The sequence below is a fragment of the Streptomyces pratensis genome (assembly GCF_016804005.1).
Classification (GTDB): Bacteria; Actinomycetota; Actinomycetes; order Streptomycetales; family Streptomycetaceae; genus Streptomyces; species Streptomyces pratensis_A.
The window spans coordinates 572740-599464 of record NZ_CP051486.1 but is presented as its reverse complement, the minus strand read 5'-3'; the positions used below and the strand labels follow the sequence as shown (position 1 = coordinate 599464).

Here is a 26725-nt window from a genome sequence, read left to right as displayed (position 1 = left end):
GCCGGGGGCGACGCCCACCGCCGGTGCGGTGCCGGGACGCCGGGCGGGACCCTGCTGTCGCACGGCACCCTACGTGGCGCGCACATCGACGACGAGCCCTCGCCGGAGCGTCGATGAGAGGCGGCCGGTCCGCCGTCTCGCCGTGTCACATCCTGCCGCGCCGCCGATCCGCGCTTTCGCCGCGGGGCGGGCATCGGCACGCAGGGGCGAGCGTCCGCGGCACCATCCGTACCACGACGCCTTCCGCGCGACATCACGTCGTGCGTCAACGGTCATGTCGCATTCAGTGCCACGGGCCACGTCGTCCACACTAGGCAGCTGATACTACGATCAATACGCCGACCGCCAACAACCGTCCGCGCACCGAGCCTTGGCAGGTGATGGGCGCAATGTGATGTTCGGCGGCGCGTCGGCCCGCGTTCACCCAACCGTTCTCAGCAGTAACCGGAGAAGCGTGAGCCATCCCGATGACTGACAATCAGGTGGCGGAGCTGTGCCGTCTGACGGTACGAGTCCCGGCCAAGAGCATCGACCTCGCCGTGCCCGCCGACGTCCCCGTGGCGGACCTGCTGCCGGCGGTGCTCAGATACGCCGGCGACAACCTCGAGGAAGCCGGCATCGACCACGGCGGCTGGGTACTCCAGCGGCTCGGTGGCGAACCACTGGACGAGGAACGCACCCTCGACTCCTACGGCCTGCGCGACGGCGACATCCTCTACCTCAGACCGCGCACCGAAGCCCTGCCCGAGGTGCACCTCGACGACCTGGTCGACGGCATCTCCACCACGATGCGGGACCACCCCTTCGGCTGGACTCCCAAGGTCAGCCGCTGGGTCCTGCTCGGCATCGCGACCGCCCTGCTCATCGGCGGCATCGTGGTGATCGCGTGGCCGGGAGGCTCCGCGCTGCCCCGGGCCGTCTTCGCCGCCGCGGTCGGCCTGCTCCTGCTCGCGGGCGCGGGCTCGGCGAGCCGGGCCGTCGGGGACGCGGGCGCCGGAGCCGCGCTGGGCTTCATGGTGACGCCCTACCTGGCACTGGCCGGCTGGCTGCTGCCGGGCGGCGCGCTCAGCGGGCCGCACATGTACGAGACGCTCGGCGCGCGCATGCTCGCCGCCGGGGCCGCCGCGGCAGGCGGGGCGGTGCTCGCGCTCGCCGTCGTGGCCGCCTTCGCCGCGCTCTTCCTGGGCGTCGCCGTCATCTCGGTGTTCGCGTCCCTCGCCGCCGTCCTGCTCATCACGACCGACCTGGCGCCCGTGGACACGGCCGGGATCATCGCGGTCCTGGCGGTGATCCTGGGCGCCTTCGTCCCCTCGCTCGCGTTCCGTATGTCCGGGATGCGCATGCCGCCGCTGCCGACCAACGCCCAGCAGTTGCAGGAGGGCATCGAGCCGCACGCCACCTCCGTGGTGTCGGCCCGCGCCGTCCTCGCCGACGGCTGGATGACCTCGCTGTACGGGGCGGTGGGCGTGGTCTCCGCCGGATGCCTCGCCGCGCTGGGCCGGGAGCGTGAGCTGGCCGAGATCATCATGACGGTGGCGCTGTCCCTGCTGCTCATCCTGCACGCGCGGGGACTGGGCAACATCTGGCAGCGCATGTCGCTGGTGGTCCCGGGTGTGGCGGGGCTGATCCTGCTCGTGCTCGTCGCCGCCCCCGGCTCCTCGCCGGGCTACCGGCTGGTGACCGCCGCGGGCCTGCTCGCGGCCACGGCGGCGATCGCGATCGCCGCCTGGACCGTCCCGGGGCGCCGCCTGGTGCCGTACTGGGGCCGCGCCGGTGAACTGCTGCACTCGGCCCTGGCGATGAGCATGCTGCCGCTCGCGCTGTGGGTGCTCGGCGTGTACAGCGCCCTGCGGTCCATCAACGCCTGACCAGAAGGGAGACACGCTGCCATGCAGTCCAAACGCGATCAGGTCCAGGCCCACATGTTCATCATGGGCCGGCTGACCTCGGGCATGCTGCGCGCGGATCCGGACGCTCCGGAGAGCCCTCAGGGCAGGACCAACCGTGGTGTGGTGATCGGCATCGTCTTCGCCGTCCTGCTGTCGGCCGGGGCCTTCGTCCTCGGACTGCTCAAGCCCGGTACGACGGACTCCTGGAAGACGGCCGGGACCCTCGTCGTGAACAAGGACACCGGTTCCCGCTACCTCTACCTGGACGGGCGGCTGCGGCCCGTGCGCAACTACGCCTCGGCGCGGTTGCTCGCCGGCGCCGACCTGAAGGCGGTGTCGGTCGGCTCCGGCTCCTTGAGCGGTACGCCGCACGGTTCCCCCATCGGCATCAGCGGCGCCCCGGACGCGCTGCCCGGCAGCGGAGACCTGGACACCGGTCCGTGGCAGATCTGTTCCGGCAGCGAGACGGGCTCGACCGGCACGATCGTCGCGGTGGGCCGGGCCGCCGGCGCCGACGGCCTGCCGACCGACCAGGGCATGCTGGTGACGGGTCCGGACAAGGCCGGCTACCTGGTGTGGCGGGGCAGCAAGCTCCGGCTCGACGAGGAGAGCCGCGCCCGCGAGGCCCTCGGCTACGGGTCCACCCCCCGGCTCCCCGTCTCCGCGGCCTTCCTGAACGCCCTGCCATCGGGGCCCGACCTGCGCTCTCCTGACGTGCCGGGCAAGGGGCAGGAGGGGCCGTCGCTCGGCGGCCGGGAGTCCCGGATCGGCGAGGTGTTCCGGGTCACCGTGCCGGGCTCCGACGAGCGCTACTACCTGCTGCGCAAGGAGGGCCTGGCGCCTCTCACCGCGACCGGCGCCGCCCTGGTGCTGGGTGACCCGCAGACGCGCGACAAGGTGTACGGAGGCGGCGCGGCCGACGTGAGCGCCCTGGGCGCGGACGTGCTGGGCAGCCATCTGGCCCCGGGCGCCGGCGAGACGGCCGAGGACCCGGACCTGCCCTCGGCGCCGCCGGAGGCGGTGGCCCTCGGCGAGGGCCACACCGTCTGCGTACGGGTCGAGCCCGGCGCGCGAGGCCCGCAGATCAGTGTGGCCCTGACCGGGAGGGGGGACCTGGGTCCCGCGTCCCAGGCGCCGCCCGAGGGACTCACCCCGGCCTGCATGCCGGTCGGCACGATCGCCGTACGACCCGGCGGCGGGTCCCTGGTGCGCGTGCTCGGGGCGGGCGGGAGCAAGGTCGGCACCACCGTCTACCTGGTGACGGACACCGGGATGAAGTACCGGGTGGGGACGGCCGACGCACTCGCGGCGCTGGGTTACTCGGAGGGCCAGACGCGCGGCCTGCCGGCACCGCTCCTCGCGATGCTGCCGACGGGACCGGACCTGACGAAGGAGGCCGCCGCCCTGAGCCGGAGCGCGAGCACGACCGCACGCTGCGACCGGAAATGACGGTCCGAATGCGCCGCTCGGTGACTACGGAACAACACGCCGCTACGGCGGTGAAGATGAACATCGTGTAACACGCAGACACATGAAGGTGTCAGCGCAACGAGACGTGACCGCCAAGCGTCCTGCAACAGGAAAGCACCGGGACGTAACTGACCGTCAGGTTAAATCTCGGCGCGATTCGACTGAAATACCCGGTCGGATCCGAAAAGGTGACTCAGGCCATTGAATCGTCAACTCCTCTTTCTTTAGGCTCTGTTTGCCCAGATCATCCGGACGTCGGCCCTCCGGCCGCGTCCGGTCACACAGTGCGCCCCGGGCCCGACGACCGGCGGCGTGACACTCCAGGAGGCACAGGAAAATGGCAGGCACAGGCGCACAGCAGTCACTGGCATCGGCGACACAGAACGGTGTCACTGCTCTGGAGATGGCCTTCACCGGCGTCCAGACCAGCCGCCAGGACGTGGAGAACATGAAGCACAACCTGTCCTCCGGCTACGCCGGTAGTGACGGTGGCGCGTTCCAGAAGCTGCTCGACCGGTGGGACGCGCAGGCGGAGATCATCTCCGGCAACCTCCGCGACATGATCACGACGCTGGAGGAGACGATGCGCGCACAGGGCATCCAGCAGGCCTCGGCCGGCGACTCCATCCAGCAGGCGTACAACCGCTCCGAGGAGATCTTCAACGCGCTGGCGGGCTCCACCGCCGGTCGCTGACGACCCGATCCGCCTCGGGAGTCCTGACCGGCACCCAGGCACGGCACGACACCCTTCCCTCCTGAAGTAACCGCCGCGAGAAGAGGACGACCATGACCCCCCCGCTTGACTTCACCGACGGCCAGATCTACGTCGACTACTCCCACATGCAGAACGCCGCCGACGACATGGTCCAGCAGACCAAGGCGATCGACAGCATCCTCACCAACCTGGAAGCGGAGCTCCAGGAGCTCCAGAAGACCTGGGAAGGTGACGACAAGGCGGTCTACACCGAGAAGCAGGCCTCCTGGAACAACGCCGTCGAGGAGATGAAGCGCATCCTCGCCGAGAACTCGGCCCTGCTGACCGACGTCTCCGACAGCTACCAGTACAGCGAGAAGTCCCTGACGTCGCTGTGGGAGAGCGTGCGCATCGGCGGCTGACCGGGGGCGACACGCCTTGGTTTTCCTCGGGCGGCCGTCCGCGTGTGCCTCACGCGAGCGGTCGCCCGCTGTTGTGAGGGCGGCATGCCGCCGCCCGCCTCACGCGTGGATCGTCAGCACCGCGCGCTCGCAGAACGCTTGAAGTCGTCGGAACAGTGGAGACAGGAGAAGTAGGGCATGGCAGAGAATTCCCCGCCGGTCAATATCAACAAGGCCTGGCTGCAGAGCTTTCTCGAAAATGACGTCGTCCCGTTCCTCGCCGCGGTCAAGAAGATCAGGGAGAACGGGGACTCACCGGACGGGATTCTCGTACCCGGGATGCCCACGCTGCAGGGCGGGGAGGACGGTGCGCAGACCGCCCCCGGCTTCCTCGACGGCCAGAAGGTGCCGCTGGCGATCGGGGCGATGGCGGGTGACAAGGAAGGCCGGACCAACGGCGGCTACCTGGTCAAGAGCCTGAACGGGATGGTCGATCAGCTCGACGAGATCCTCAAGCTCCAGGTCGAGCTCTTCGAGGAGATCGAGGACGACCTCGAGGACACCATCGAGAAGATGTTCAAGACCCAGGAGGACAACCTGGGCAAGATCGACGGCAAGGAGCTCATCGACTTCTTCGAGGGCGTGGACGACGTGCTCTCCGAGAGCGGCGGCTCGAACGACGACGACGACGAGGACTGAGCCGGCACCGCTGCCGGTTCGCCCCGGCCACCGCCCTCCGCCTGTCCACACAACTCCGTGAAGCGCACCGCTGCCCGCCCGCTTCCCCCCATCCGCCCTGACCGAAAAGGCATCCTGGCATGGCGCTCGACTCCAGCAAGATCACCGATGACCTCAGTGGGACCAACGACAAATGGTCCGAGGCGGTCAGCTTCTTCACGGGATACAAGGCGCCGAACAGGGCCGACCTGTTCGACGCCCTCGTCGGCAACGAGGGAATTCCGCTGATGAAGGTGGAGATCTCCGACGTGGGCTACGTCGACTACGTCGACACCGAGGACTTGAACTGGCTCTACGAGAACGCCGGTTCCGAGATCCAGAACACCGACTTCGTCATCCCCTTCTACCACTCGAAAGGCACCACAGCGGGCTCCGACGTGTCGATGCACAAGGCACGCATCACGCTGCTCGGAAGCAAGGGCGACGGCAGGATACCGAGCCAGGGTTATCAGGAGGGCGGGCAGTTCTCCAGCGGCATCGACGGCCACCTGGGGATGGACGGCAAGCCCACCTGGGACACCACCCCGACCACTCGGTACGCCTACGGCACCGGGCTGGCCCTGGAGGAGTTGCTCAACAACGAGGCGGAGGGCACCCACGGGTTCAGCTGGAACGGGCTGCCCGTGGCCGACGGCGACTCCGTCACCCTCGCCAACTTCGACGTGGTGGCCGGCTCCTTCGACCGGGTCGCCCAGTTCTTCAGCACCCAGCAGAAGCTGGTGGAGGAGTGGCAGACCAGGGTCGGCACGGAGAAGAACGAAGCCTGGCGCGGCAAGGCCGCAGGCGTCTTCTGGGATCTGGTCAACAAGATCAACCAGCAGTACACGGACTACGCGGAGGACATGACCTCGGCCACGGGCTTCTCGAAGCAGGGCAACGAGATCCGGCAGGCGAAGAAGGACTTCAGAGCCGCGGTGAACGATCTCCACACCGTCTGGGCGAAGTGGCAGTGGGACTACGGGAACCCGCTCACCGTGCTGCACAAGCTGCTGTCCGAGGTGATGAAGCACACGTGGGACAACAACATCACGAAGATCACGTACGAGATCGATACCTACGCGACGGGCGACGGCGGGTACGGCACTACCACGAACTACATCACGGAGGACCACTTCAGCAACTCGGCGGCAATCTCCAAGATCTCGGGCACGGGTGACACGGATCTGAAGGCCGACGCCCAGGACTTCGGCGATCTGAAGGATCTGACCACCTGGGCGGCAATCGGCAACAAGGCGCTGCTGATGTGGCAGCAGACCATCGTGGACCAGCTGGACGCGGCGGCGATCACGGCCATGACGAAGGTGAGGGACAGCTGGAGCAATAGCACCTTCGACCTCGGATCGGTGAAGTCCCGGGGCACCAGCGGCACCCTCGAGTCGGACTACAAGGAGGAGAAGGCCGAACTCGCTGAGGAGGAGGCCGAGAAGAAGGAGGAGGAGGCGGCCGCAGCTGCTGCGGCGGCAGCCAAGAAGCAGGAAGAGTTCATCCAGTGGCAGAAGGACCAGGCTGCCAAGGCGGAGGCAGAGGCGGCGGCAGCCAAGGCTGAACAGGAGGCCAAGGAGAAGGCCGCCAAGGAGGAGCAGGAGCGTAAGGAGAGGGAGGCCAAGGAGGAGCAGGAGCGTAAGGAGGCGGAGGCCGAGGCGAAGGCGGCGGCGAAGGAGGCCGAGGCGGAGGCCAAGGCCGAGGAGGCGAAGAAGGAGCAGGAGGCCAAGGAGGCGGCGGCCAAGGCCGAGCAGGAAGCCAAGGAGCAGGAAGCCAAGGCCGAGCAGGAAGCCAAGGAGAAGGAGGCCGAGGCCAAGCAGGCGGAGGCGGAGGCCAAGCAGGAGGCGAAGGAAGCCGAACAGGAAGCCAAGCAGGAACAGAAGGAGAAGGAAGCCGAGGCCAAACAGGCCGAACAGGAAGCCAAGCAGGAGCAGCTGCGGGCCGAGCAGGAGGCCAAGCAGGAAGAGATCCGCAAGGAGCAGGAGGCCAAGCAGGCAGAGGCCCAGGCTCGTGCTGAGAACATGCAGATGATGCAGATGAACCAGGCCAGGACACAGCAGGAGGAGGCGAAGAAGGAGCAGGAGGCCAAGGAGGCGGAGGCCAAGGCCGAGCAGGAGGCCAAGGAGAAGGAGGCCGAGGCCAAACAGGCCGAGCAGGAAGCCGAGCAGGAAGCGAAGGAAGCCGAACAAGAGGCCAAGCAGGAACAGAAGGAGAAGGAAGCCGAGGCCAAACAGGCCGAACAGGAAGCCAAGCAGGACCGCATCCGCACCGAGCAGGAACAGCGCCAGGAGGAGCTGAGGGAAGAGCAGGAGCAGAAGCAGGCGGAGCAGGAGGCCAAGCAGGAGGCCAAGGAAGCCGAACAAGAGGCCAAGCAGGAACAGAAGGAGAAGGAAGCCGAGGCCAAACAGGCCGAACAGGAAGCCAAGCAGGAGCAGAGGCAGGCGGAGGCTGAGGCCAAGCAGGACCAGATCCGCCAGGAGCAGGAACAGAAGCAGGCCGAGGCTGAGGCCAAGCAGGAAGAGATCCGGCAGGAGCAGGAGAAGAAGCAGGCCGAAGCGGAGGCCCGGTTCGACAGCTCCCGTGAAAGCCTCTTCGGCAACGGCAACGGCGACCTTCCCGACCTGTCGCCCACCCACATCTCCGGCCCCGTCAACGACGGTGCCCTGGACCTCCCCGGCGGCGGTGAGTCGCGCCTCGACTCCAGCGGCCGGGTGATCACCGACTACCCGGACGGCTCCACCGTCACGATCGACCCGGAGACCCACTCCTCGACCGTGACCCGGCCCGACGGCTCGACCATCTCCGGTCCGCTCAACACCGGTGACCTGCTGTCCAACCCCGACGGCAGCGTCACGCACCTGGACTCCGGCGGCAACCTGGTCACGGAGTACCCGGACGGCTCCACCCAGACGATCAACCCGGACACCGGAACCACCACCGTCACACGTCCGGACGGCTCGACCGTCTCCGGCTACCTGGACGACTCCGGTCCGTCCACCATCGGCTCCGGCCAACTCAACAACGGCTCGCTCTACACACCTCCTTCGTACGACTTCCCGTCCTACGAGGAGGAGTTGTTCGACGACCAGCCTTACGAGTCGCCCCTGGCGGGCGTCGGTTCGTCCGGCGAGTCGAACACCCCCGCTCACAACCGCCCCTTCCTGAACAGCGGACCGTTCCCCGGCCCCGGCGGAGGGGCCATGGGCGACATGAGCGGCGGCGCGGGCGCAGGTGCCGGCGCCGGTACGCCGATGGGCGGCGGCATGGGCGGCGGCATGGGCGGCGGCATGGGCGGCGGCATGGGCGGCGGCATGGGCGGCGGTCAGGGCGGCCAGTCGGACTCCGGTGAGCGCGTCCGTAACGTCATCGACGGCGAGGTGGTCAAGAACCGTCGTCCCCGGGCCGGCGCGGGCGCCCCCGTCAGGAACGGCCAGTACGCGGACGACGAGGTGCGCGTTGCCACCGGCGGTTCCACCGCGGGCAGTTCGCCGTTCCTCCCGCCGATGGCCGGTGGCCCCGGCGGTGGGGCGCCCGGCCAGACCCAGACCCAGAGCGGCGACCGCGCCCGGGACTCGTGGGTGCCGGAGGACGACGACGTATGGGGCACGGACGAGGGCGGCGCGCCGGCGGTGATCGGCCGCTGACCTGTACGTCGGCGGTTGTCGCGGTGCTCCAAGCACGGCGAGGACACCGGGATTTCGCCTGACGCACATCTGTGCGGCAGACTTCCGTACGAGCACGTGGAGGGGTGAACCGTTGAGCGAGTCGATGGAGAAGAAGCTGGCCGACGCCATGGCCGAGCTGACAGCTGTTCAGGAGGCCGTCGCGCGTGCCGAGAGCGAGCTCAGCCAGGCCTCTGCCACGTCCCGGTCACGGGACCGGGCGGTGGAGGCGACCGTGGGCCCGCAGGGCGAGCTGACGGCGCTGAAGTTCCCGGACAACAAGTACCGGAACATGACGGGGCCTCAACTGGCGGCGTCCGTGATGGAGGCGGTGCAGGAGGGACGCGCCGAGATGGCTCGTAGAGTGATGGATGTCTTCGAGCCGTTGACGCAGACCAGCGGCCGCCCGACGGGCCTCAGGGGCATAGACATCGACTGGGACCGGGCTTTCGGCTCGGCACTGGACGGCCCTGACGGCGGGAGAAGGCGCTCAGCGGCCCGACTGCACGACGAGATCCACGAGGACTGACGTTCCGACAGCAGGCGACAAGGGAGGTAACCATGGGCAAGTACATCGCGGATCCCGGACGTGTGCGCCGCGGCGGCGAGATGATGGAGGCGCTGCCGGAGAGGACCAACAAGATCGCTGACGACTTCATCTCCGACATACAGACCTACCGGGGCTGGGCTGGTTACGACGACGACTTCGCCCTTGAGGTCCTGCCGAAGTACGACGCGACCAACCAGCAGTGCCTTGACCTGATCAGAGCCGTGGGGTCCGCGTTCTCGGAGCTCCGGCAGGCGGTCTGGGCCAACGGGCAGAACATCGAGGGCGTATCCGCCTACGCGCAGGAGCAGATCGGCCGGCAGACGTCGAACCTCGACGGCCTGGACGGGGACTCCAGCGGGGGTGGCAAGCACTAAGTGGAGGAGATCGACTTTCCCCCGGAGGTCAGGACGATGCTCTGGATCCTGCTGGGCGAGATGCCCTTGCAGGCCAGGGAGAATCTGGCGTGGGAAAGTCGTGAGCTCTACCTGGCTCTCCAGAAGGGGCTGATCGATCTCCGTGCCGCCTCGCGGGAGACGATCCAGATGGTGGAGTCGGCGTTGCCGCCGGAGGTGGCCAAGCCGTACATCGACAGTGTGCGGATGCTCACCGACCTGCCCAACGGCGCCGACCCCGTCCAGCAGCTGCTGTTCCAGCTGGACCAGCTGGCCAACGGGCAGGTCGAGCACTCCCAGAACATCCAGGGCTCCAAATGGGAGATCATCGCCGAGATCATCATGCTGCTCGCCGAGCTGGCGCTGCTGGCGGCGCTGATCGCGTTCACCGGTGGTGCGTCGATCTCGCAGATGTTCCTGGCCAGGGCCCGGAGCAAGCTCGCGATCCTGATCATCATCGACCGGCTGCTGCGGATGACGCACCTCGCGCCGACTCTCGGGCAGGCGGTCCAGGAGGCCATCCAGACGCTCGCGGTCCGGCTGGCGCAGATCGGTCTGAACACCGGTGGCCGCAAGCCCGGCGGTGTCGACTGGAAGGCCGTCGGGGTGGCGGGTGCGTTCGGCGCGCTCACCGCCGGCTTCATGGAGATCTTCGACAAGTTCCTGAAGCCGCTGGAGAACTACTTCAAGGATCTCCTCGGGGACATCTTCAGCAAGTTCAAGATCGACCCTGACGGCTGGGTGTTCAAGGGGATCGTGAACGGTCCGCCGGTCGTCGTCACCACCTTCGTGGTCGGGGCGACCGCCGAGAGCACCGCCGAAGTCATCATCAACGGGGCCTTCTACGACAAGTGGGAGTTCAAGTGGGAGACGTTCGTCGGCTCCGGCACCAGCACCGTGTTCGACATGGGCGCGGGGCTGGCCGTCGGCGCCGGGGCCTTCTCCATCTACAACAACTACTTCAACAACGACCGGTTCACCGACGTCAACGAGCTGCCCGGGCCTGAGAGCGTTCTGGGCGGCGGGCGTTCGGGTTCCTCGGGCTCCGGGAACGCGGACGTGAACGGCCCGGACGTCAAGGTCCCCTCGTCGGTGAACAGCACCCTGTTCACCCCGGGTCCGGCGGTCCCTTTCCCGAACACCGTCTCGACCGCGCTCCCGGACGGGCTGGGCAGCGGTATCAGCATCCCGCCGCCGCCCCCGTACACGCCTCCACCGCCGTACACGTCCCCGTCCGCACTGAACACCCTGCCCACCGGCGACCGCGACGCACTGTCGGGACCCTTCGACCTCACCACACGGACACCCGAGAACTCCGGCACCACCAACAACCTCAGCACCACCAACAACCTCAGCGGCACGAGCGGCTCACCGGTCCCGAATCTGCCGCCGGCCACATCGTCGGTCTTCACCCCGTCCCCGCTGCCCTCCGCCTCGCAGCCCGACAGCACACCGCTGCCGGCCGGGCGCACCACCGGGAACCCGGCGGCCTCGAACACCGACCTCACGACACCGGATCTCACTCCCGGCCTCTCCCCCGACGCCTCTTCGGACATCCCGGGATCACCGAGTGACCTCCCCCAGGGACTCACCGCGCCGAAGGGCTCCACCACCGCACCGGACCTGAGCACCACGGACGCCGTGAACGGTATGAACGTGGACGGCGGGCTGGACGAGGTCGAGGCCGGCCAGGACAGGACACGGGACGTCCAGGACGAGACCACCGGACAGGACCTGCCCGGGCAGGGACAGCCCGCCCGGAACACCGGCGCACAGCCGGACACGGAACACGGCACAAACCAGCAGACGCACAACGCCCCACCCGTCGAGGACGAGACCGGCACCGTCGCACCGCCCACACCCGTGACCACGTCCACCGGCCCGAACACGACAGCCCCCGCACCCGGAACCCAGAACACACAACCGGGAGCACCGGGCAGCCAGACACAGCAGTCCTCCCGGACCGACCCGACAGCCCTGACAGACCGCACAGACCGCACAGAACTGACGGACGACGAAGTGACCGGCCTGCCGGACCAGCAGACCGACCAGGACGGTCAGGAAGACCTGTCCGACAGTACGGACCGGTCCCTCACCCCGCAGCCCCGTGACACGAACACCAACACCAACACCAACACCAACACGAACACGAACACGAACACGACCGTGCCCGAAGGCGACCCCGCGCCCCCGACAGGGCTGCGCACGTCCTCCGACGCACCGCAACCGGACGCGACACCCCTGACCGGTGAGCAGGCCACGGTCGGCAGCGACATCCCGACCGGTGAAGCCACCGCCGATCACACCGATGTGGACGCCGAAACAGGCACGGACGCGCTCACCGGGCCGACGCCGGAACCCGCCGTGCCCGTCGCCGATCCGGTGCGGCCCGAGCAGTGGCGGGCCGGGCGCCACGACGCGCCGGCGGTGCCCGTGCGGACCGAACAGCCCGACCCGGCCCTGGGGACCGGCCCGCCCGGCGGCCGCGAAACCCTCGTACGCGCGTGGGCGCAGCGGATCCAGGCCGACGACGGCCGTTGGATGAGCAGCGTGTCCTTGCACCTGCCGGTCCGGACCGGTGAGGGCTTCGCCGAAGACGATCTCGTCACGTTCCAGAACCGGATTCAAACGCTCCTGGACGCCCGCCTGAACAACGGCCTCCTGCTGCCGCAATCGGGTGACCAGCTTCATGTAGACCTCACGCTCACGCCATCACCCGGCCACTCCGAGGCCGTCGAACTGAGCAGGACGTCCACGCCGGACGACTCCGACCAGTTGAACTGGCGTCTCCACGACGTCGATCCGGCTGCCTCCCCGGAGGAGACGGCGGCGCGGCAGGTACGGGACGACGCTGCGGTGCTCCTCGCACTGCTGAACTTCGCGGGCGTGCCGGACCGAGGCCCGGCAGCCGAGGCGCTGTTCCGCCGTCTGGTGCAGCAGGGCGACGCGGCCGCCTCGGCCGGCTCCGACCAGTTGCCAGATCCGGCGCCCGCCGTGCCGCTGCACTACCTGGGGACCATCGAGGACGTCATCGGCACCGGTGCCGTAGTCGACCACCCGCTCTCCGCACGGGGCACCCGGCCTCCCAGCGGCATCGACGACCCGGCCCGCGCACCGCGGATGCTGGCTCCCGACCGGGCTGACCGCACCGGGCCGATCGCGCCTGCCGTCCCTGTGCGGACCACCTCGGCCCCGGCAGCCCCGGCCCCGGTGACCTCGTCCGTGACAGGCACTGAAGAGGAGCAGCCGGCCACGGACCCGCCGCCGGCCGTGCCCTCCGTCGCCACTGCGTCGGCTCCCGACCCGACCACACCCGCTCCCGCCGACGGCCCCGCAGAGGAACAGGGCTGGGGGCCGGGCAAGGGCAAGGGCAAGGAACGGAGCGCGGACCACTACGGCACGGCCCCGCTCGGCGACCCGATCACGGTCGACCTCACCGACGCCTCCGCGGTCGACCTCGCCATCGACGAGGCGCGCCGGGAGCACGGCGACGCCCTCCTCGCCTTCAACCAGGCCGTCCGGGCCGTGGGCCTGCTCGACGAGCGGGTGGAGAGCGGCCGGGGAGGAACCGACGACGCCGCGCGGCTCCGCGACGCCTGGCAGGACGTCGAACGGACGCAGCAGCGGCTCGACGAGGCCGTGGACCGCCTGCGCGACCTCGGCGCGGACGCCGCACTCGACGCAGCGGTGACGTCGATCGTCCCGCGTGTCCGTCGTACGGACGCCGAACGGCAGCTCACCGCAGCCCTGATCACCGCCGATGACCTGCCCGGCGATCCGCCGCGACCGGCGCCCGACGACCTGGTCACCACGGACGATCTGGCCACCGCCGGCATCACGCTCGCCGAAGGCCCCGCGCTCCAGGCCGCCCTGAACGGCTCCGTGTCCGTCCGGGACAGCGGGCTCACGCCCGTCGACCAGGTCCGGCTGCTGATGGTCCGGTCCGGGCCCTGGACCGAGGCGCTGGACGGCATCGCGGCGCGCGCCGCCCGCCGTAGCTGGCGGTCCTCCTACGAGGACTACGCACTCTCGACGTTCCAGGCCTCCGGAGTGCCGGCCGGCACGGACCCGGCCGTGGCCTGGCAGCGGGCGACGTCGCTGGTGCTGCCGCTGGAGCTGCACCCCGTACTCGCCGACTCGCGCCATGCGCGCGGGGACTTCCGCGATGCCGTGCGCCAGGTGGCGGAACACCTCGCCGTCCATGGTGCGGACGCCGTCTCGGGCAGGGAGCTGGCGGGCCGGCTACGGCGTGAGCTGGGTCTGCCCCCGCGTCTGCCGGGTGGAGCTCCCGCTGTGCCCCTGGCCGTGGACTTCGATCCGGGTTCGTCCTCGGTGGGCCCGGACGGGCGTCGTGAGTTGAAGGCGCTGGCGGGCCGGGTGGCGGCCGCAGGTGTGCTGAATCTGCGGGCTGGGCTGGCTGCGCCCGAGGTGGTCCTGACGGGCTTCGGCCGGAGCGGCGGTTCGGCGCGGGACCGCGTGCTCGCGGCTGCCGAGCTGTTCCCGGATTACCTGACACAGGCGTTGGAGGATCTGGGCGCGGGTGATCTGGCGGATTCGTTCGAGATCACCGCGCGTACGGGCAAGGGTGGTTCGGGCCGTGTGACGGCCGAGGTGGTCTCGCCGCCGCACTCGGGGGCTGTCGCCGAGCTGGAGCGGCTGAGGCTCCTGGAGGACCCCGACGGTACTTTCGATGTGGAAGCCCTGACGCGGCGCATTCTGCATGTGCCCGGGGATGTCGAGGTGTCCGCGGCCCTCCGGGACGAGCTGTTCACGTCGGTGGAGAACGCGATGGCCGCCGGCTGGTCGACGAGTCTCGCGTCGTCGGGTGCCTATCACCTGGCAGCCGGGGGCGTGTTGAACCATGAGCGCCATGTCGTGTCGGTGGACGGTTCGTATCAGGGTCTGAATCTCACCGGGCAGCCGGTGGGGGCGGTGGACACGTCGCAGGTGTGGCAGCGGCGTGACGGACAGTTCCAGGGACCGCTGGACCCGATGTGGAACGCGGACACGGGTGCGTACGTGGTGGTGGCCGAGGGTGGTCACGATCATGTGCTGCTTCCCTGGGGCCAGGGCGAGTTGCGGGTTCCGTGGCAGGAGTTCGTGGAGCTGGTGGTCCGTGATCCCGGGGTGGCGGGGCTCCCGTCGGGTGCGCCGGTCGTCCTGGTGCTGAACCACGGCGGTGACCAGGGTCTGGTCATGCCACGTACGTTGGCGTTCAGGACCGGCCGGGACGGCGTCTGGGCGCACAGCGGCCAGGTGGGCCTGGCCTTCGACCCGGCGTCCGGCGTGAGCAGGATCGTCGTCGAGAACCAGCGGTCACAGGGGCTTCCCCTCGGCGGCTGGTTCGGCAGCGACGCGGACGACCTGGGTCCGAGCGGTGTACCGGACGAGGGCTTCGTGACCGCGCTTGACGGGACGGTGATCCCGGACAGTGCGGTCAGGACGCGGACGATCGCCGACGAGGGCCGGTCGTTCGGCCGTGTCACGATGTCGGACCCCGATCTCGTGGCGAACGAGCCGGTGTTCGAGGCTCTGGGTGACATCACCGAGTTCTCGCAGTTCGATCCGGTGACGGAGCGGGCGCTCGGCGACCCGGTCCCGCTTCTCGAGGAGGGGCGGCCGGTCTATCACTTCTCCCAGCACGGGATGCCGATGCGCGGAGTGATGGAGGTGACGGACGGCCGCCCACCGGTTCAGGTGGGCGGTGTGGAGACCGGCCGGTTCATCAGCCGCCGGCCGAGCATGAGGAAGCTCGGCAGCCATGCAGTGATCGATCTGGGTTCGTGCTGGGCGGACACGCCGGCGGAGGACCTGCCGTACGTGACGGATGCGGGAACGCCGCCGTACGTGTTCGACGTGCTGGGCGTGACGTCCTACGCGCAGGGTGTGGCGAACGGCAGTGACGCCGGTGTCCTGGCGGTCGACCGTGTCCATGTGCTGATGCGTGGCGCGGCCCCGAAGGCAGGTGTACTGGCGAGCCCGTCGGGCGAGCAGGGCGAGCGCCGCCTGCTGCTGCCCGAGCCCGGGGCGGCCGAGCTGACACGCATGGCGCGGTGGGCCGGGCTGCACGCCGGATCGGACCCGGTCCCGTCGGACGTCCTGGACACGACCTCGCGGCTGGTGCGGGCCCTGCGCCGGTCGTTCGGCGCCGATGTGCAGTCGGATCCCGCGTTCCGGACGCTGCTGCAAGGTATCGGCGCGCTGGAGAACATGCGCCGGGCGGACCGGCATCTGCGCGTGGCGGGTCCGTTCACCCTGCACCACCTGCACCTGGCCGTCCACGCACGGCATCAGCGCACCAGCAATGACGCGCCGTCCCAGGACGACATCCGCCGGGTGCTGCTCGACGCGGCGGGCAGGGCGGACGAGGCCACTGCCGGACAGCTGACGCTTCACGGATACACGCGGTTGCCTTCGATGGACTGGGCGCTGAAGCGCCTGGCCGGCCAGGACCTGTCCGCGCTGGCCACCGATGTGCTGCGGCTCCCGCAGACGCAGGCGGTGACACGGGCGGACCTGAGCAGGCTGGTGTGGGGCACGGTCAAGGGTGCCGAATACCTGCGGAACGTGTCCGACCCGGTGGCGTTGGCGAAGAAGGTGCTGCATCTCCCCTCGTCGGCCGACCTGTCGGCCGACGAGGCCGGCGACCGGCTGCTGTGGTCGATGGCGGGCGCGGCGGTGTCCGGGTTCGACCCGTCGGACCCGGCGGATCTCGCGGCGTGGGACCTCGTGCGTCAGGGGGCCCTGGACGACAGCACCCTCCTGACGGCCCGTGGTGTGGCGACGGGCCGCAACTGGACGCCCCGGCAGATCACCGGTGACATCGCGACGCAGGGCTACGTCGTCTCGCCGGACGGCACGGTGGGCAGCGGTACGCCCTACGGCCCGGGGTGGCCCGGGGCTCCGTCGGGTTCGGCAGCGAGTGCGTACGTGCTCCACGCGGACAGTACGAACGGCCATGTGTCGATGCCGTGGCCCGACGGCTCCAGCAGGTGGATACCTGGCAGCGAGATCGCCGCGCTGCTGCGTCACGACCGGGTACACCAGCGGATCGCCCTGGGTGCCCCGCTCCTCATGGTCGGCACCCACACGAACCCCTCCGGGCTCGCGCAGCATGTCGCGGGCCGCTCGGGGACGGCGCGGACGACGGTGCTGTCGGAGTTCCCCAGCGCCCCGGTCTTCGACGCGTCGCGCAACGAGAGCGTGATCGTGCTCGCCGGGGACCCCGCGCAGCAGACGGCTCACTGGCAGACCCGGCAGCCGGCGGTCCTGCCCGGCACCTCCGCCGAGCAGGGCAGCCTCCACACCTTCCCGGGCCAGGAATCCACCGCCACGCCGCCCGTCCCCCCTGCCTCCGACGACGCGAAGCTTTCCGTGGGCCGCCGGTTCAGCGCGCTCATGGAGGACCTCGGCCACCCCGTGGTCCTCACGGGCGGAGTCCGGGGCAGGGTGCTGTTCGACAACCCGCGCCCGCTCGGACGTCTGGAATTCGCTCTCCCCACCGACGTCGCCGGGCATGCCGATGCCATCAACGAGGCCCTCGCCCAGCAGTTCCCCGGAGTGCGCCGGCACGCCCTCCGCCTGAGCGAGGACGGGCGCACGCTGTCCGGTGTGGTGCAGGGCGCGGAGATCGTCGTCAGCACCGCACCCGACGTCTCCACCGACCCCGCCCGCACCACCGGGATCGACGGCTTCCTGCTGCCCGAGGTCACCGAGTCGCTGGCGGACATCGCGTACACGCTGGCCCTGGCCACCGACGAGGAGCAGCGCGCGCGGGACCTCTTCGACCTGCTGTGGGCGCTGTCGTACGCACCGTCCGACGACGCTCTCCCGGCTGCCGGGCTGGAGGGTCTGCGGGGCGACGCCTACCGTGCCGTGCGTCCGCCCGGGTCCGCCCCGGACCTGACCGTCCGGCTCAGCGAACTGCTGGACGGGGTGGTGCTGAGCCCCGAGGCCCTGTCGGCGGTCGAGCGGAAGTGGCTCTCGCTCGGCGCGGTACCGGACGACGTGAGGTGGCTCAACGACGAACTCGCCACCTTCGCCGACGCCCTGCGGTCCACCGGCCCGGTGGCCTCCGATCCGGTCCGCCTGCTGGCGTCACGTCTGGCGGACATGCCGAAGGACGTGCGGGAGCGGGAACTGGCCGTACTGGCACCGGGTGAACGCGAGCGGCTGGCCTCGGACCCCGTCCTGGTCAAGGCGTTGCGGAACACCCTGGCCGCCGGTGACTTCGCGGAGACCGCCGCCCAGCTGATGGTGCAGGTCCCGGCCGGGGTGGAGCAGCCCGTGTCGGCACGGCAGGAGGTGCGCAGGCAGATCGCGCGGATGCTGGTCGACCCGGACGTCACGGCGAAGCTGCTCGGCAACGGCTCGCGCGTGGTGGTGGTCCCCAGGAGCGAGGCGCTGACCTCGCTGGATCCGTTCCGTCACCTGCGGGGGCGGACCACACAGGACGGCCGGACGTGGGAGGGGGTCCGTGGCGTCGGTGGGCGCACGGCGGGCGTCACGGAGGAGAACCTCCTCGGCGAGGTCACCTCCGTCCCGGATGCCCAGCCCTACGCGGACGGGTACTCCTCGACCCTCCACGAGTTCGCCCACACCATCCACGAGTACGGGCTGAACGAGGAGCAGCAGCAGCTCGTCCACGACGTGTTCCAGGAGACCAGTGACGAGTACGGGGCGCTGTGGCCCGACGGATGGCTGCACGGCACGGACGGCGAGGGGCGCCGTACGAGGGCCAACTACTCGAGCCTGAACGAGTTCGAGTTCTTCGCCCAGCTCACCAACGTCTACTTCCGGGCCAACCGGGGAACGGACGTGCACACCGGGCAGACGCGCCACAACGGAGGCCCTGACTGGGTCCGCAGGCACTACCCGGCGCTGTACCCGCTGATGGGGCAGCTGTACGGCGTCCCGGACCAGATGCCGGTCAACCCGGTGGAGGCCACGCAGGAGCAGAACGAGATCTACGAGGGCTTCCGGGCGCTGTGGGACCAGGCCGAGGGCGTTCATGTGCCGCAGCCCCACGCCCCGGCCCCGGCGCCCGCGCCTCCGGTGCTTCCGGTCGACGCGGTCCGGCCGCCCGACGGGAGCACGGACGCTCCCGCGCCGCCGCCGGACACGGGCGGTATGACGTCCACGCAGTGGTACGCGCTGTCGACCGCTCTCATCCAGGTGTTCGGTCCGGATGCCGCCGCGAATCCCGCCTTCACACAGACGGTGAACTCGCTCGCGGTCCTGGACGCGGCACGCAGGGGTGACCGGCACTTCGGCACGGGACCGGTCGACGTGGCGGGCCTCACGCGGCGCGTTCTCCACCTGAGCCCTTCGGTTCCGGTGACCGGTGACCTCGTGTACCAGGCCCTGTCGATCGCGGGCAGCGCGGCACGTCGTCACCGGGCCCGGACCCTGGCGGCGGTGGCCGCCTACCAGTTGGAGCGGTCGGGAGCATTGGCGGCACCCACGACGCTGACCGGCCCCGACGGCAGCGCCCAGGGACGCAACCTGACAGGACGCCAGGGGCTGCACCTGCTGTTGGACAGGACGGGGGTCCAGGACGAGCAGGGTGTGATCGGCCCCGGCCCCCTGCCCTGGGGAGGCCAGGCCCACGCGGTGGTGGCGGAGCGGTCCGCCTCGGGCCGGATCGTCGTGGACAACGGCCGTGGAACCCCCGTGGAGGTGGACGAGCAGGAGTTCATCGAGCTGGTGGCGCACGACCCCGGCCGGCCCGCCGGTGTCCCGGTGGTGCTGCTGGTGGAGGAGGCCGACGAGTCCTTGTCACGTCGGCTGGCGGACCGGATCGGCGGGCGCGTCTGGTACACCGACGGCAGCTTCCGCCTGCAGCCGGCGTCCCAGGGCAGCAGCTGGCGGTACGCCACCCTCGAGAACCCCGACCCGGGGAAGGTGCCCGTGGGGACGTGGCTCCCCGCAGATCCCGGTCTGGTGCCGGACGATCCCGGCGTCCTCGTGACACTGGCCAACGGGACGCAGGTGCGCGAGGACGACCTGGTGTCGTACGCCCTGACGACCGCCGACGGACAGGAACTGACCGGACGGGTCTTCCTGGACCCGGTGGACATGGCTATGCGGGAGCAGAGCCTGCGCCCGATCTCGGCCGTGCAGTACTACACGGACCTGTACGAGGGGCTCCCGGGAGTCGACACCGACCGGGAGAGCGGACTGCGGCCACTGCCCAGGGCGCTGGCGGACTCCTACATCTTCGTGGGGCACGGCCGCACCGGGATGAAGACCGTTCCGGTGCGGAGCACGGGCCGGGGCCACCTGCTGGGCGACAGCGAGTTCGGCAGGCTCCTCTCCCGGCGCAAGAGCCTGCAGCAGATGCGGCCGGACAAGCCGGTCTGGGCGCTGTGGTGTGAACTCGGCCAGGTACGGACGGGGAAGGACCGGCTGGAGTCCCCGCCTCCGGCGCAGTCGGCCTCGACCATGGCCGGCCGCACGGTGTTCACGGCGGAAGCGACGCAGGGGTGGAGTGCCGCGGAGGGCAACTGGCCACCACGGCTGATCAAATTCGACGATCCCGACCGGCCCGTGTTCCGGTACCGGGAGTTCCGGCCCGAGCCCGGCGCCGCCGTCCTCACCACGCTCGCCGACATGGCGGGACTGCCCGCGCACGCGGAGCGCAGGACGACCCGTGCGCTGCGGTGGGTCCGGGCGCTGCGGGAGACCCACGGTGTGGACATCGACACCGCACCGGGCCGGGTCGCGGAGTTCCACAACCTGATCCGCGGCTTCGGCGCGCTGGAGCGGCTGCGGACGGACACCCCTCAGAACCCGGACACCGGGCCGCTGACCTGGCGGTCGCTGGAGCAGATCGTCGGCGCCTATGCCCAGACGCAGGGCTGGGACCGCTCGCTGACGGCGAACGCGCTGGAGCACGTGCTGTACCAGGCGCAGGTGGGCGGCCTGTCGCAGCAGGCCGTGACCGTCGCCGCCCCCGCGGCTCCGGCGGCTCCGCCGGCCGGGGTGACCGCGCCCGGCGAGCTGTCGGCGTACGTGCGCAGCCACGGCGCCCGGCACGACGGGCACATCGGTCTCGTCATCCACGAGCCGACCCCGCCCTCGGTCCTGGAGGGCCTGTACGGGCAGATAATCGGCGCTCTCGGTGTCACCCCGGGCAGCCCGGAGGGCCAGGCACTGCGGACCCGGCTCCGTGATGTGCTGAGCGCGGAGGAGGTCGAGCTGAACCGGCCGTACCTGCGCAGCCGGCAGGGCTACCGGATCACCCTCCCCCAGGGTGGCCGCGACCGGTCGGTGGACGTACGGCTCGCCTACGCCGATACCGCGAAGTCCGACAAGTACGGCCGGAACGACGGCCTGCGTCCTCCGACACTGCCCGACATGCAGGTGGAGCTCCGGTCGGGTGGCGGGCAGTCGTCCTCGCACGCGGAGGGTTCGGGCAACTTCCGCACCGGGTCGGTGCCGTGGTCCGCGATCTTCCCGGACAACGATCCGGGTGCGGTGCGCTGGGGGGACGGCAACGTCAGTCTGTCCGCGACGCACAACCAGCTCACCCAGTCCATCACCGTCGGCGAGACGTTCCTGGTCACGAGCAAGCAGCAGGCCGAGGAACCCGCGCATCCGATGGACGTGGACGGGCGGTGGCAGGTCCAGGTGGACACCGCCCGTGAGGACCCGGCCGGCAACTGGCTGCCGGAGCAGTCGCACGGCGCCCTCACGATCTGGTTCCACGAACACCTCGCCTTCGACGGGGCCGACTCCACCGACCTGCCGGAGCCGGGAGACGTGGACGACCTGCCCCTGTGGGGCGGCGACAGCGTCGCAGAACCGCGACGGCTGCTGACCGAGATCCTCCAGAACGCGGACTTCGCCTCTCTGAACGGCCTCGACGAGGAGTCGGAGAAGGCGCTGGAGAACTTCCTGTCGCAGCGGATGCTGCAGGGCACTCCGCATCTCCAGCAGAACGGCGGGGTGTTCTCGCCGACCTTGCTCGACGAGGACGGCAACGCGGTCGGCGTGCTCGAACTCACCGCGGTGATCGAGCCGGGGCGGCCGATGCGGAAGAGCGCGGACGGCAAGTCCACGCTGGAGACGTGGTTCTCGCACGCGTCCAGCGTGGACCGGTCGGCGAAGGTGACCAGCGGTCTGGGGGTCGAGGGCTCGGGCGGGGCGTCGTTCACCACCGACCACGCCGAGGGCCACCCGAGTGCTTCGACGTCGTTCGGCGGCAACGTCATGGGCAAGGCCGGCGTCAACTGGCAGACGAACGACCAGCTGAACAGCGTCAGCAGCGCGACGCTGATGCACGGCATCCGGACCAAGACCAGCCATCTGCTCACCGCCGGCCGGGTCGCCTACACCGCGACGCTGCACCGGGCGGGCGGCGGCCGGGCAGTGGGCACGTTCGGGCCGTGGGAGGACGGTCTGCGGCTGCGGATCGCCCAACGGTCGACGATGGCGGGACACCGGCCCGGCCCGGAGGAGGTGCGGGAGCTTCCCGAGCACCTGGAGAACCTGGAGAACATCGGCTACACCGAGACGCCCCTCAAGATCGACGGAGCGGATCCGCTGTTCACCAGGGCGGAGGCGTGGCTCCGCGAGGAGGGGTTCCTGCCGCCCGCCACGCCCCGGCGGCGGTCGTTGCCGTTCCGGCTGGACGAACCGCTGGTCGTGGCCCAGCTGGAGAATCTGCGGCGGCTGCGGCAGATGCGGTCGAAGTTCGGCCTGGCCGCGTCGGCGGCGGACGCCGTGGACGGCGGGGAGCCGGTCTGGTTCGAGCGGCCGAACGCCGTCGCGGGCACCCGCCGGGTGCAGCTGCGGTTCTCCGTCACCCGGGACACGGCACGGCCTTCGGACCATACGCGTCGGCTGCCCGACGTCCTCCAGGTCGGCTTCAGCTCGTACGAGACCAGCGGCGGGCGGCTTCGGGGCAACGCGCTGAGCGGCTCCGCCGGAGGCGGCGGCGGCTTCAACGCCCCCCTCGTGGACGGCGCCTGGGGACTGAACGTGGCTCCGGACTACCTGGCCACCAGGCAGCTCACCGACGCCGGGACCGTCGGCGACTCGGTCGGTTACGACCAGTTCGTCATGACGACCAAGAACGGCAGCGAGCTGTTCGAGGTGCCCGCGAGGCTCGGCCTGGACCTGTACGAAGGCTCCGGTGAGGACCCGCAGATCCGCTTCGCCGACGGTGCGGGAACGGACGACGACGGTGGCACGGACACCGCGGACGGGACAGCGCTGCGCGCCCCGGGCGCCACACCGCACACCGTGCCCGGCAGCGTCTCGCTGCTGGTACCGCACTACCGGACCCACGCGCCCGCCGGGAGCCTCGTGCCCGCCGGACCCCGGCCCGGACACGTGATCCGGGAACCGGTCACCGACGGCGGGCCGACGGACGACCAGCTGCGCCTGAACATGGTCGACGCCCAAGGCCGCCCGCTGCCGGGGCTGACCAGGCTGCCCGAAGGCGCGATCGTGGACACCTTCCGCGGCACCGCCGCGCTGATGGAGGCACTGGGGCAGATCGTCGCGGGGACCCATCCGGGTCACCCGGAGCAGGGGCCGGTGGGCCGGGCGGTGCGTCGCGCCTCCGCGACGCTGACCGGGCTGGCCACGGAGACGGCCAGGCGCGGATCCGCCGTGAAGGAGTCGCTGCCGGACAGCCTGAGCGGCGCGGTCAACCGGGTCGGCTCGGCCGTCAGCTGGGCCGCCACGCCGGTGACCTGGGCCAGCAGGACGTCCGCCGACGGAGTGGCGGCGACCTACAAGTGGACGTCGGTCGCGGTGGCGGGTGCGTCACTGAACGACAAGGGGACCCTCGCGACCGAGGCCCGGCACGACGCGCTCCGGCCGTCCCAGCTCATCTCCCGCGCCCCGCAGATCCTGGGCGGGGTGTACGTGGTGGAGGGCCTGACACTGCCGGGCATGGCAGCGGACCAGGTCATGATGCTGGAGGTCACCGGCTACCTGACCAATCCCCGCAATCTGGGCTCCGAGTCGCTCTACTCGGAGCAGGACGTCGGGGCCGGCGACACCGCGGGCCGGCAGCGCGGCGTCGGTGTCACCCACCAGGGCAACCTGCAGCTCACGGCGTTGCAGTCGGCCCCGACCCCGCCCGACTTCCTGACCCATCAGGCCAACCCGGGCGGCCGCTACTCCCAGTCCCGCCGCACCGACGCCGTCAACACGGTGAACTCCGCCACGAAGACCACGCACGCCACGGAGGACTCGGGCGACAAGCTGTGGATCGGCAACGACCTGACGCTGCTGGTGACCGTCCGGTGGGGTGTGCGCAACGTGGCCGGGAACACCGTCGGCCTGGGCGCCTTCGCACCGGTCACGGTCGCCGTCGACCTGCCCCGCGCGGTGACGTACCTGGCTCCCGCTCAGGCCATGGCGCGCCTGGCGGCATGGTTCCGGGGGATGCCGGGGATACCCGTCCTGGCGCAGCCCCGGCCCGGTGTCCCCCTGCCCGGCCGGTTCGTCCGGACCCGTCAGCTCGGCAAGGCGAACGTCCTGTCGGTCACCCAGCTCGACGACACGACGAACCGCAGGGAACGCCGGGACCGGATGCGCCAGGAGCTCACCACCCTGGTGGAGAACGAGGCGCCGGGCATCACCAGACCGGGACACGCCTCCTACGTGTCCGGGGTGGCCACCGAGATCGCCCGCGCCACCGAGCCCGCGGCGCTGCGCGCCCTGCCCCGGCGCGGCCCCGGCGGTCATGCGCGCTTCTACTTCCTCCACGTCGCGTACGGCGGTGCGCGACTGGTCGAGGTGTCCCTGCGCGCCGAGCCGGTGATGCAGACGCCCGCGCTGCGCGGCGTACGCGGCCGTCCTGCCGACGAGGGGAGCGGCCTGGAGCAGGTCGACACCCACATCCCGCAGGGGAAGGTGACGTCCTCCGCCGTCACCACGACGCGCCAGCTGACGGCCAACGCCATCTCCCGCTATCCGCGTACCGGTGGCCTCGGGCCCGTGGACCGCGAGGGACCGTCCGTCGGTCTGACCGACGTCCGGTCACGCACCGCGCGCTCCGAGGTGACGACCGAGGACCGCAATTGGACCCGCTCGGGGAACGCCGCCGACTTCGACGTCGACTACCGCTACACCGCGTCGGTGCGCTCCCAGGTCGTGTGGCAGTGGCCGCCGAACATCCCCGGCGCGATCTTCCAGAACGGACTGCTGAACCTGTCCGGCCTCGAAGGGGACGTGGCGCGGCAAGCGCTCACGTGGATCAGCCGTGTCCTGCGGGGCCGGCCGGTCAGCCGGGTCTCCGTACCGGCCGCGACGGCACTGAGGTTCATCGGCTCCGAGGCCGCCCAGCCCCGGCAGCACGCGGGGCCCCGGCCGCCCGCGCTGCTCACGGTCGACCCGTACGCGCTGTCACCGCGCGACGCCGCGACCCACGGCACGCTGCCCTTCCCGGACGACGCGCGCCTGGAGCCGACCGGCCCGACGACGGTGTACGACTCCAACGCCGCTCCGCAGATCGTGCAGGCACTGCACGACGTCGATCCGCGCATGGCCGCTTCCTGGGGACTTCCCGCGAACGCGTCGGCGGAAGCCGTGGCCATCCGTCTCGGCGAGCTGATCCAGGCCGGTGAGATCAGCCTCGACCCGTCCCGCACGGCGGCCGGCCTGACCACCACGATGCCCGGGAGCTGGCCGGTCCAGCGCCCCGACCCCGCGCCGTCGCTGAAGATCTCCCTGCACCGCCCACGGCCGGTCACGGACTCGGGGGACGTCGCGGTGGACCGGGTCCGCAGGCAGAACCGGACCACCTCGACGACGTCGTCGGCCGGAAGGTCATTCGTCCTGAACCAGCAGGGCGCGTACAGCCTCGTGGACGGCAACCTCCAGATGCTGGGCGTGACCTTCCCCCTGGCGGCGCAGCAGCCGCACACCATCTCGTCCGGTGGCAACGTGTCGGCCTCCGCGTTCAGCCGTCTGCGGATCGGCAACACCAGCGAGCCCCAGGACCGGCGCGGCATGCGCAGCTACGAGACCCTGGTCGACACCGTCATCGAGGTGAACGGCCCCGACGGCGTCCGGTACGTCACCGGTAGCTCCACCACGCGGCTGTGGGAACGCGATGTGCTCGGCTTCGGTGTCACCCCGCCGCGCCCGGGCCCCCGGATCTACGATCTGCCCGCGATGCTCGCCGACCTGGACTCGGACGATCTGCGGGACTGGGCTCAGCATCCGGTCACCGACCTGCCGGACGTGCTGGCGGAAGGCATCGACGAGCAGGACGCGTCGGCGGAGATGTGGCTCGCGCTGGGGCCCGATCCGGACGGCACACGCCTGGCCCGGGCCCTGTTCGTCGCCTCCCGCACGGCCGAGCTCGTCGGGAAGCCGGTCGAACTGGTCGTGCGTACCGGGCAGGGGCTGCGCAACTGGCCGTTCGCCGCCGACGGCTCCCTCGCCGACACGACCGTGGCCACCCGTGACGCCTGGCAAGGCGTACGGGACACCATCGGCGTGTTCCTCCAGGCGGTGCGGGCCGAGGCGGCGGCGCGCCACCGGGAGGAAGTGCTGGTCCGGCGGCAGCCCGGTGCGCTGGAGGCCCTGGGGTCCGCCGGCCGTGCCGTGGACACCGCCACCACCACGCACCAGGAGTCCGAGTCGGCCCGCGCGGCCGCCGTCCGGACCGCCGGGACCGTACGGGCGGAACTCGGCGCGGTCCGGGGCCGGATCGGGGAGGCGCGGGCGGAGATCGCGCGGCTGGACGGAACCGCGCGTGAAGCACAGACCCGCTACGACGCGGCTCCGGAGCAGGAACGGCTCCTGCGGGAACAGGGCCAGGAGGCGCGGGCCGAGGTGGAACGCCTCACCGAGCTCGTCGCCGCCACCCCGGACGACGACCCGTCCGCCGCCGGACTGCGGACTGCGCTGGCCTCCGCCGAGGCGCACGCCGACGACGTCCGGGAGCAGGAGCTGGCCGTCGGCCGGCAGCGCGGGCTG

At 70.7% G+C, this 26725-nt stretch carries 9 protein-coding genes (1 of these 9 cut by a window edge); all 9 read left to right on the top strand.

Annotation, left to right across the window (positions count from 1 at the left end):
- The first annotated feature begins 467 nt into the window (after positions 1-467).
- Entirely contained in the window at positions 468-1868 is a 1401-nt protein-coding gene (gene eccD, locus HED23_RS02650) for a type VII secretion integral membrane protein EccD (RefSeq protein WP_203181830.1), read from the top strand.
- A gap of 21 nt (positions 1869-1889) precedes the next feature.
- Entirely contained in the window at positions 1890-3338 is a 1449-nt protein-coding gene (eccB, locus tag HED23_RS02645) for a type VII secretion protein EccB (protein ID WP_203181829.1), read from the top strand.
- 358 nt (positions 3339-3696) lie between these two features.
- The gene (locus HED23_RS02640) at positions 3697-4053 is read left to right on the top strand and encodes a hypothetical protein (RefSeq protein ID WP_203181828.1); all 357 of its coding nucleotides are present in this window, start codon (positions 3697-3699) and stop codon (positions 4051-4053) included.
- A 92-nt stretch (positions 4054-4145) separates the two neighbouring features.
- Entirely contained in the window at positions 4146-4475 is a 330-nt protein-coding gene (locus tag HED23_RS02635; RefSeq protein WP_203181827.1) for a WXG100 family type VII secretion target, read from the top strand.
- 177 nt (positions 4476-4652) lie between these two features.
- Positions 4653-5153, top strand: coding sequence for a type VII secretion system-associated protein (locus tag HED23_RS02630; protein ID WP_203181826.1), 501 nt, complete (start codon positions 4653-4655; stop codon positions 5151-5153).
- Positions 5154-5272: 119 nt separating this feature from the next.
- On the top strand, positions 5273-8818 hold the full coding sequence (locus tag HED23_RS02625; protein WP_203181825.1) for an AAWKG family protein: 3546 nt from the start codon (positions 5273-5275) through the stop codon (positions 8816-8818).
- A 112-nt stretch (positions 8819-8930) separates the two neighbouring features.
- On the top strand, positions 8931-9365 hold the full coding sequence (locus HED23_RS02620; protein ID WP_238441822.1) for a YbaB/EbfC family nucleoid-associated protein: 435 nt from the start codon (positions 8931-8933) through the stop codon (positions 9363-9365).
- 32 nt (positions 9366-9397) lie between these two features.
- Positions 9398-9760 (top strand): hypothetical protein, encoded by a 363-nt coding sequence (locus HED23_RS02615; protein ID WP_203181824.1) that lies wholly within the window; start codon positions 9398-9400, stop codon positions 9758-9760.
- Positions 9761-26725, top strand: the 5' end (the start) of a protein-coding gene (locus HED23_RS02610) for a lonely Cys domain-containing protein (protein WP_203181823.1). It continues 29703 nt past the right edge of the window; 16965 of the gene's 46668 nt are visible here — the first part of the coding sequence; it begins with the start codon at positions 9761-9763; the stop codon falls past the right edge of the window.

Bases quoted from the DNA above. Each gene is read 5' to 3' on its own strand.
- eccD (WP_203181830.1), top strand. From the start codon at position 468: ATGACTGACAATCAGGTGGCGGAGCTGTGCCGTCTGACGGTACGAGTC.
- eccB (WP_203181829.1), top strand. From the start codon at position 1,890: ATGCAGTCCAAACGCGATCAGGTCCAGGCCCACATGTTCATCATGGGC.
- HED23_RS02640 (WP_203181828.1), top strand. From the start codon at position 3,697: ATGGCAGGCACAGGCGCACAGCAGTCACTGGCATCGGCGACACAGAAC.
- HED23_RS02635 (WP_203181827.1), top strand. From the start codon at position 4,146: ATGACCCCCCCGCTTGACTTCACCGACGGCCAGATCTACGTCGACTAC.
- HED23_RS02630 (WP_203181826.1), top strand. From the start codon at position 4,653: ATGGCAGAGAATTCCCCGCCGGTCAATATCAACAAGGCCTGGCTGCAG.
- HED23_RS02625 (WP_203181825.1), top strand. From the start codon at position 5,273: ATGGCGCTCGACTCCAGCAAGATCACCGATGACCTCAGTGGGACCAAC.
- HED23_RS02615 (WP_203181824.1), top strand. From the start codon at position 9,398: ATGGGCAAGTACATCGCGGATCCCGGACGTGTGCGCCGCGGCGGCGAG.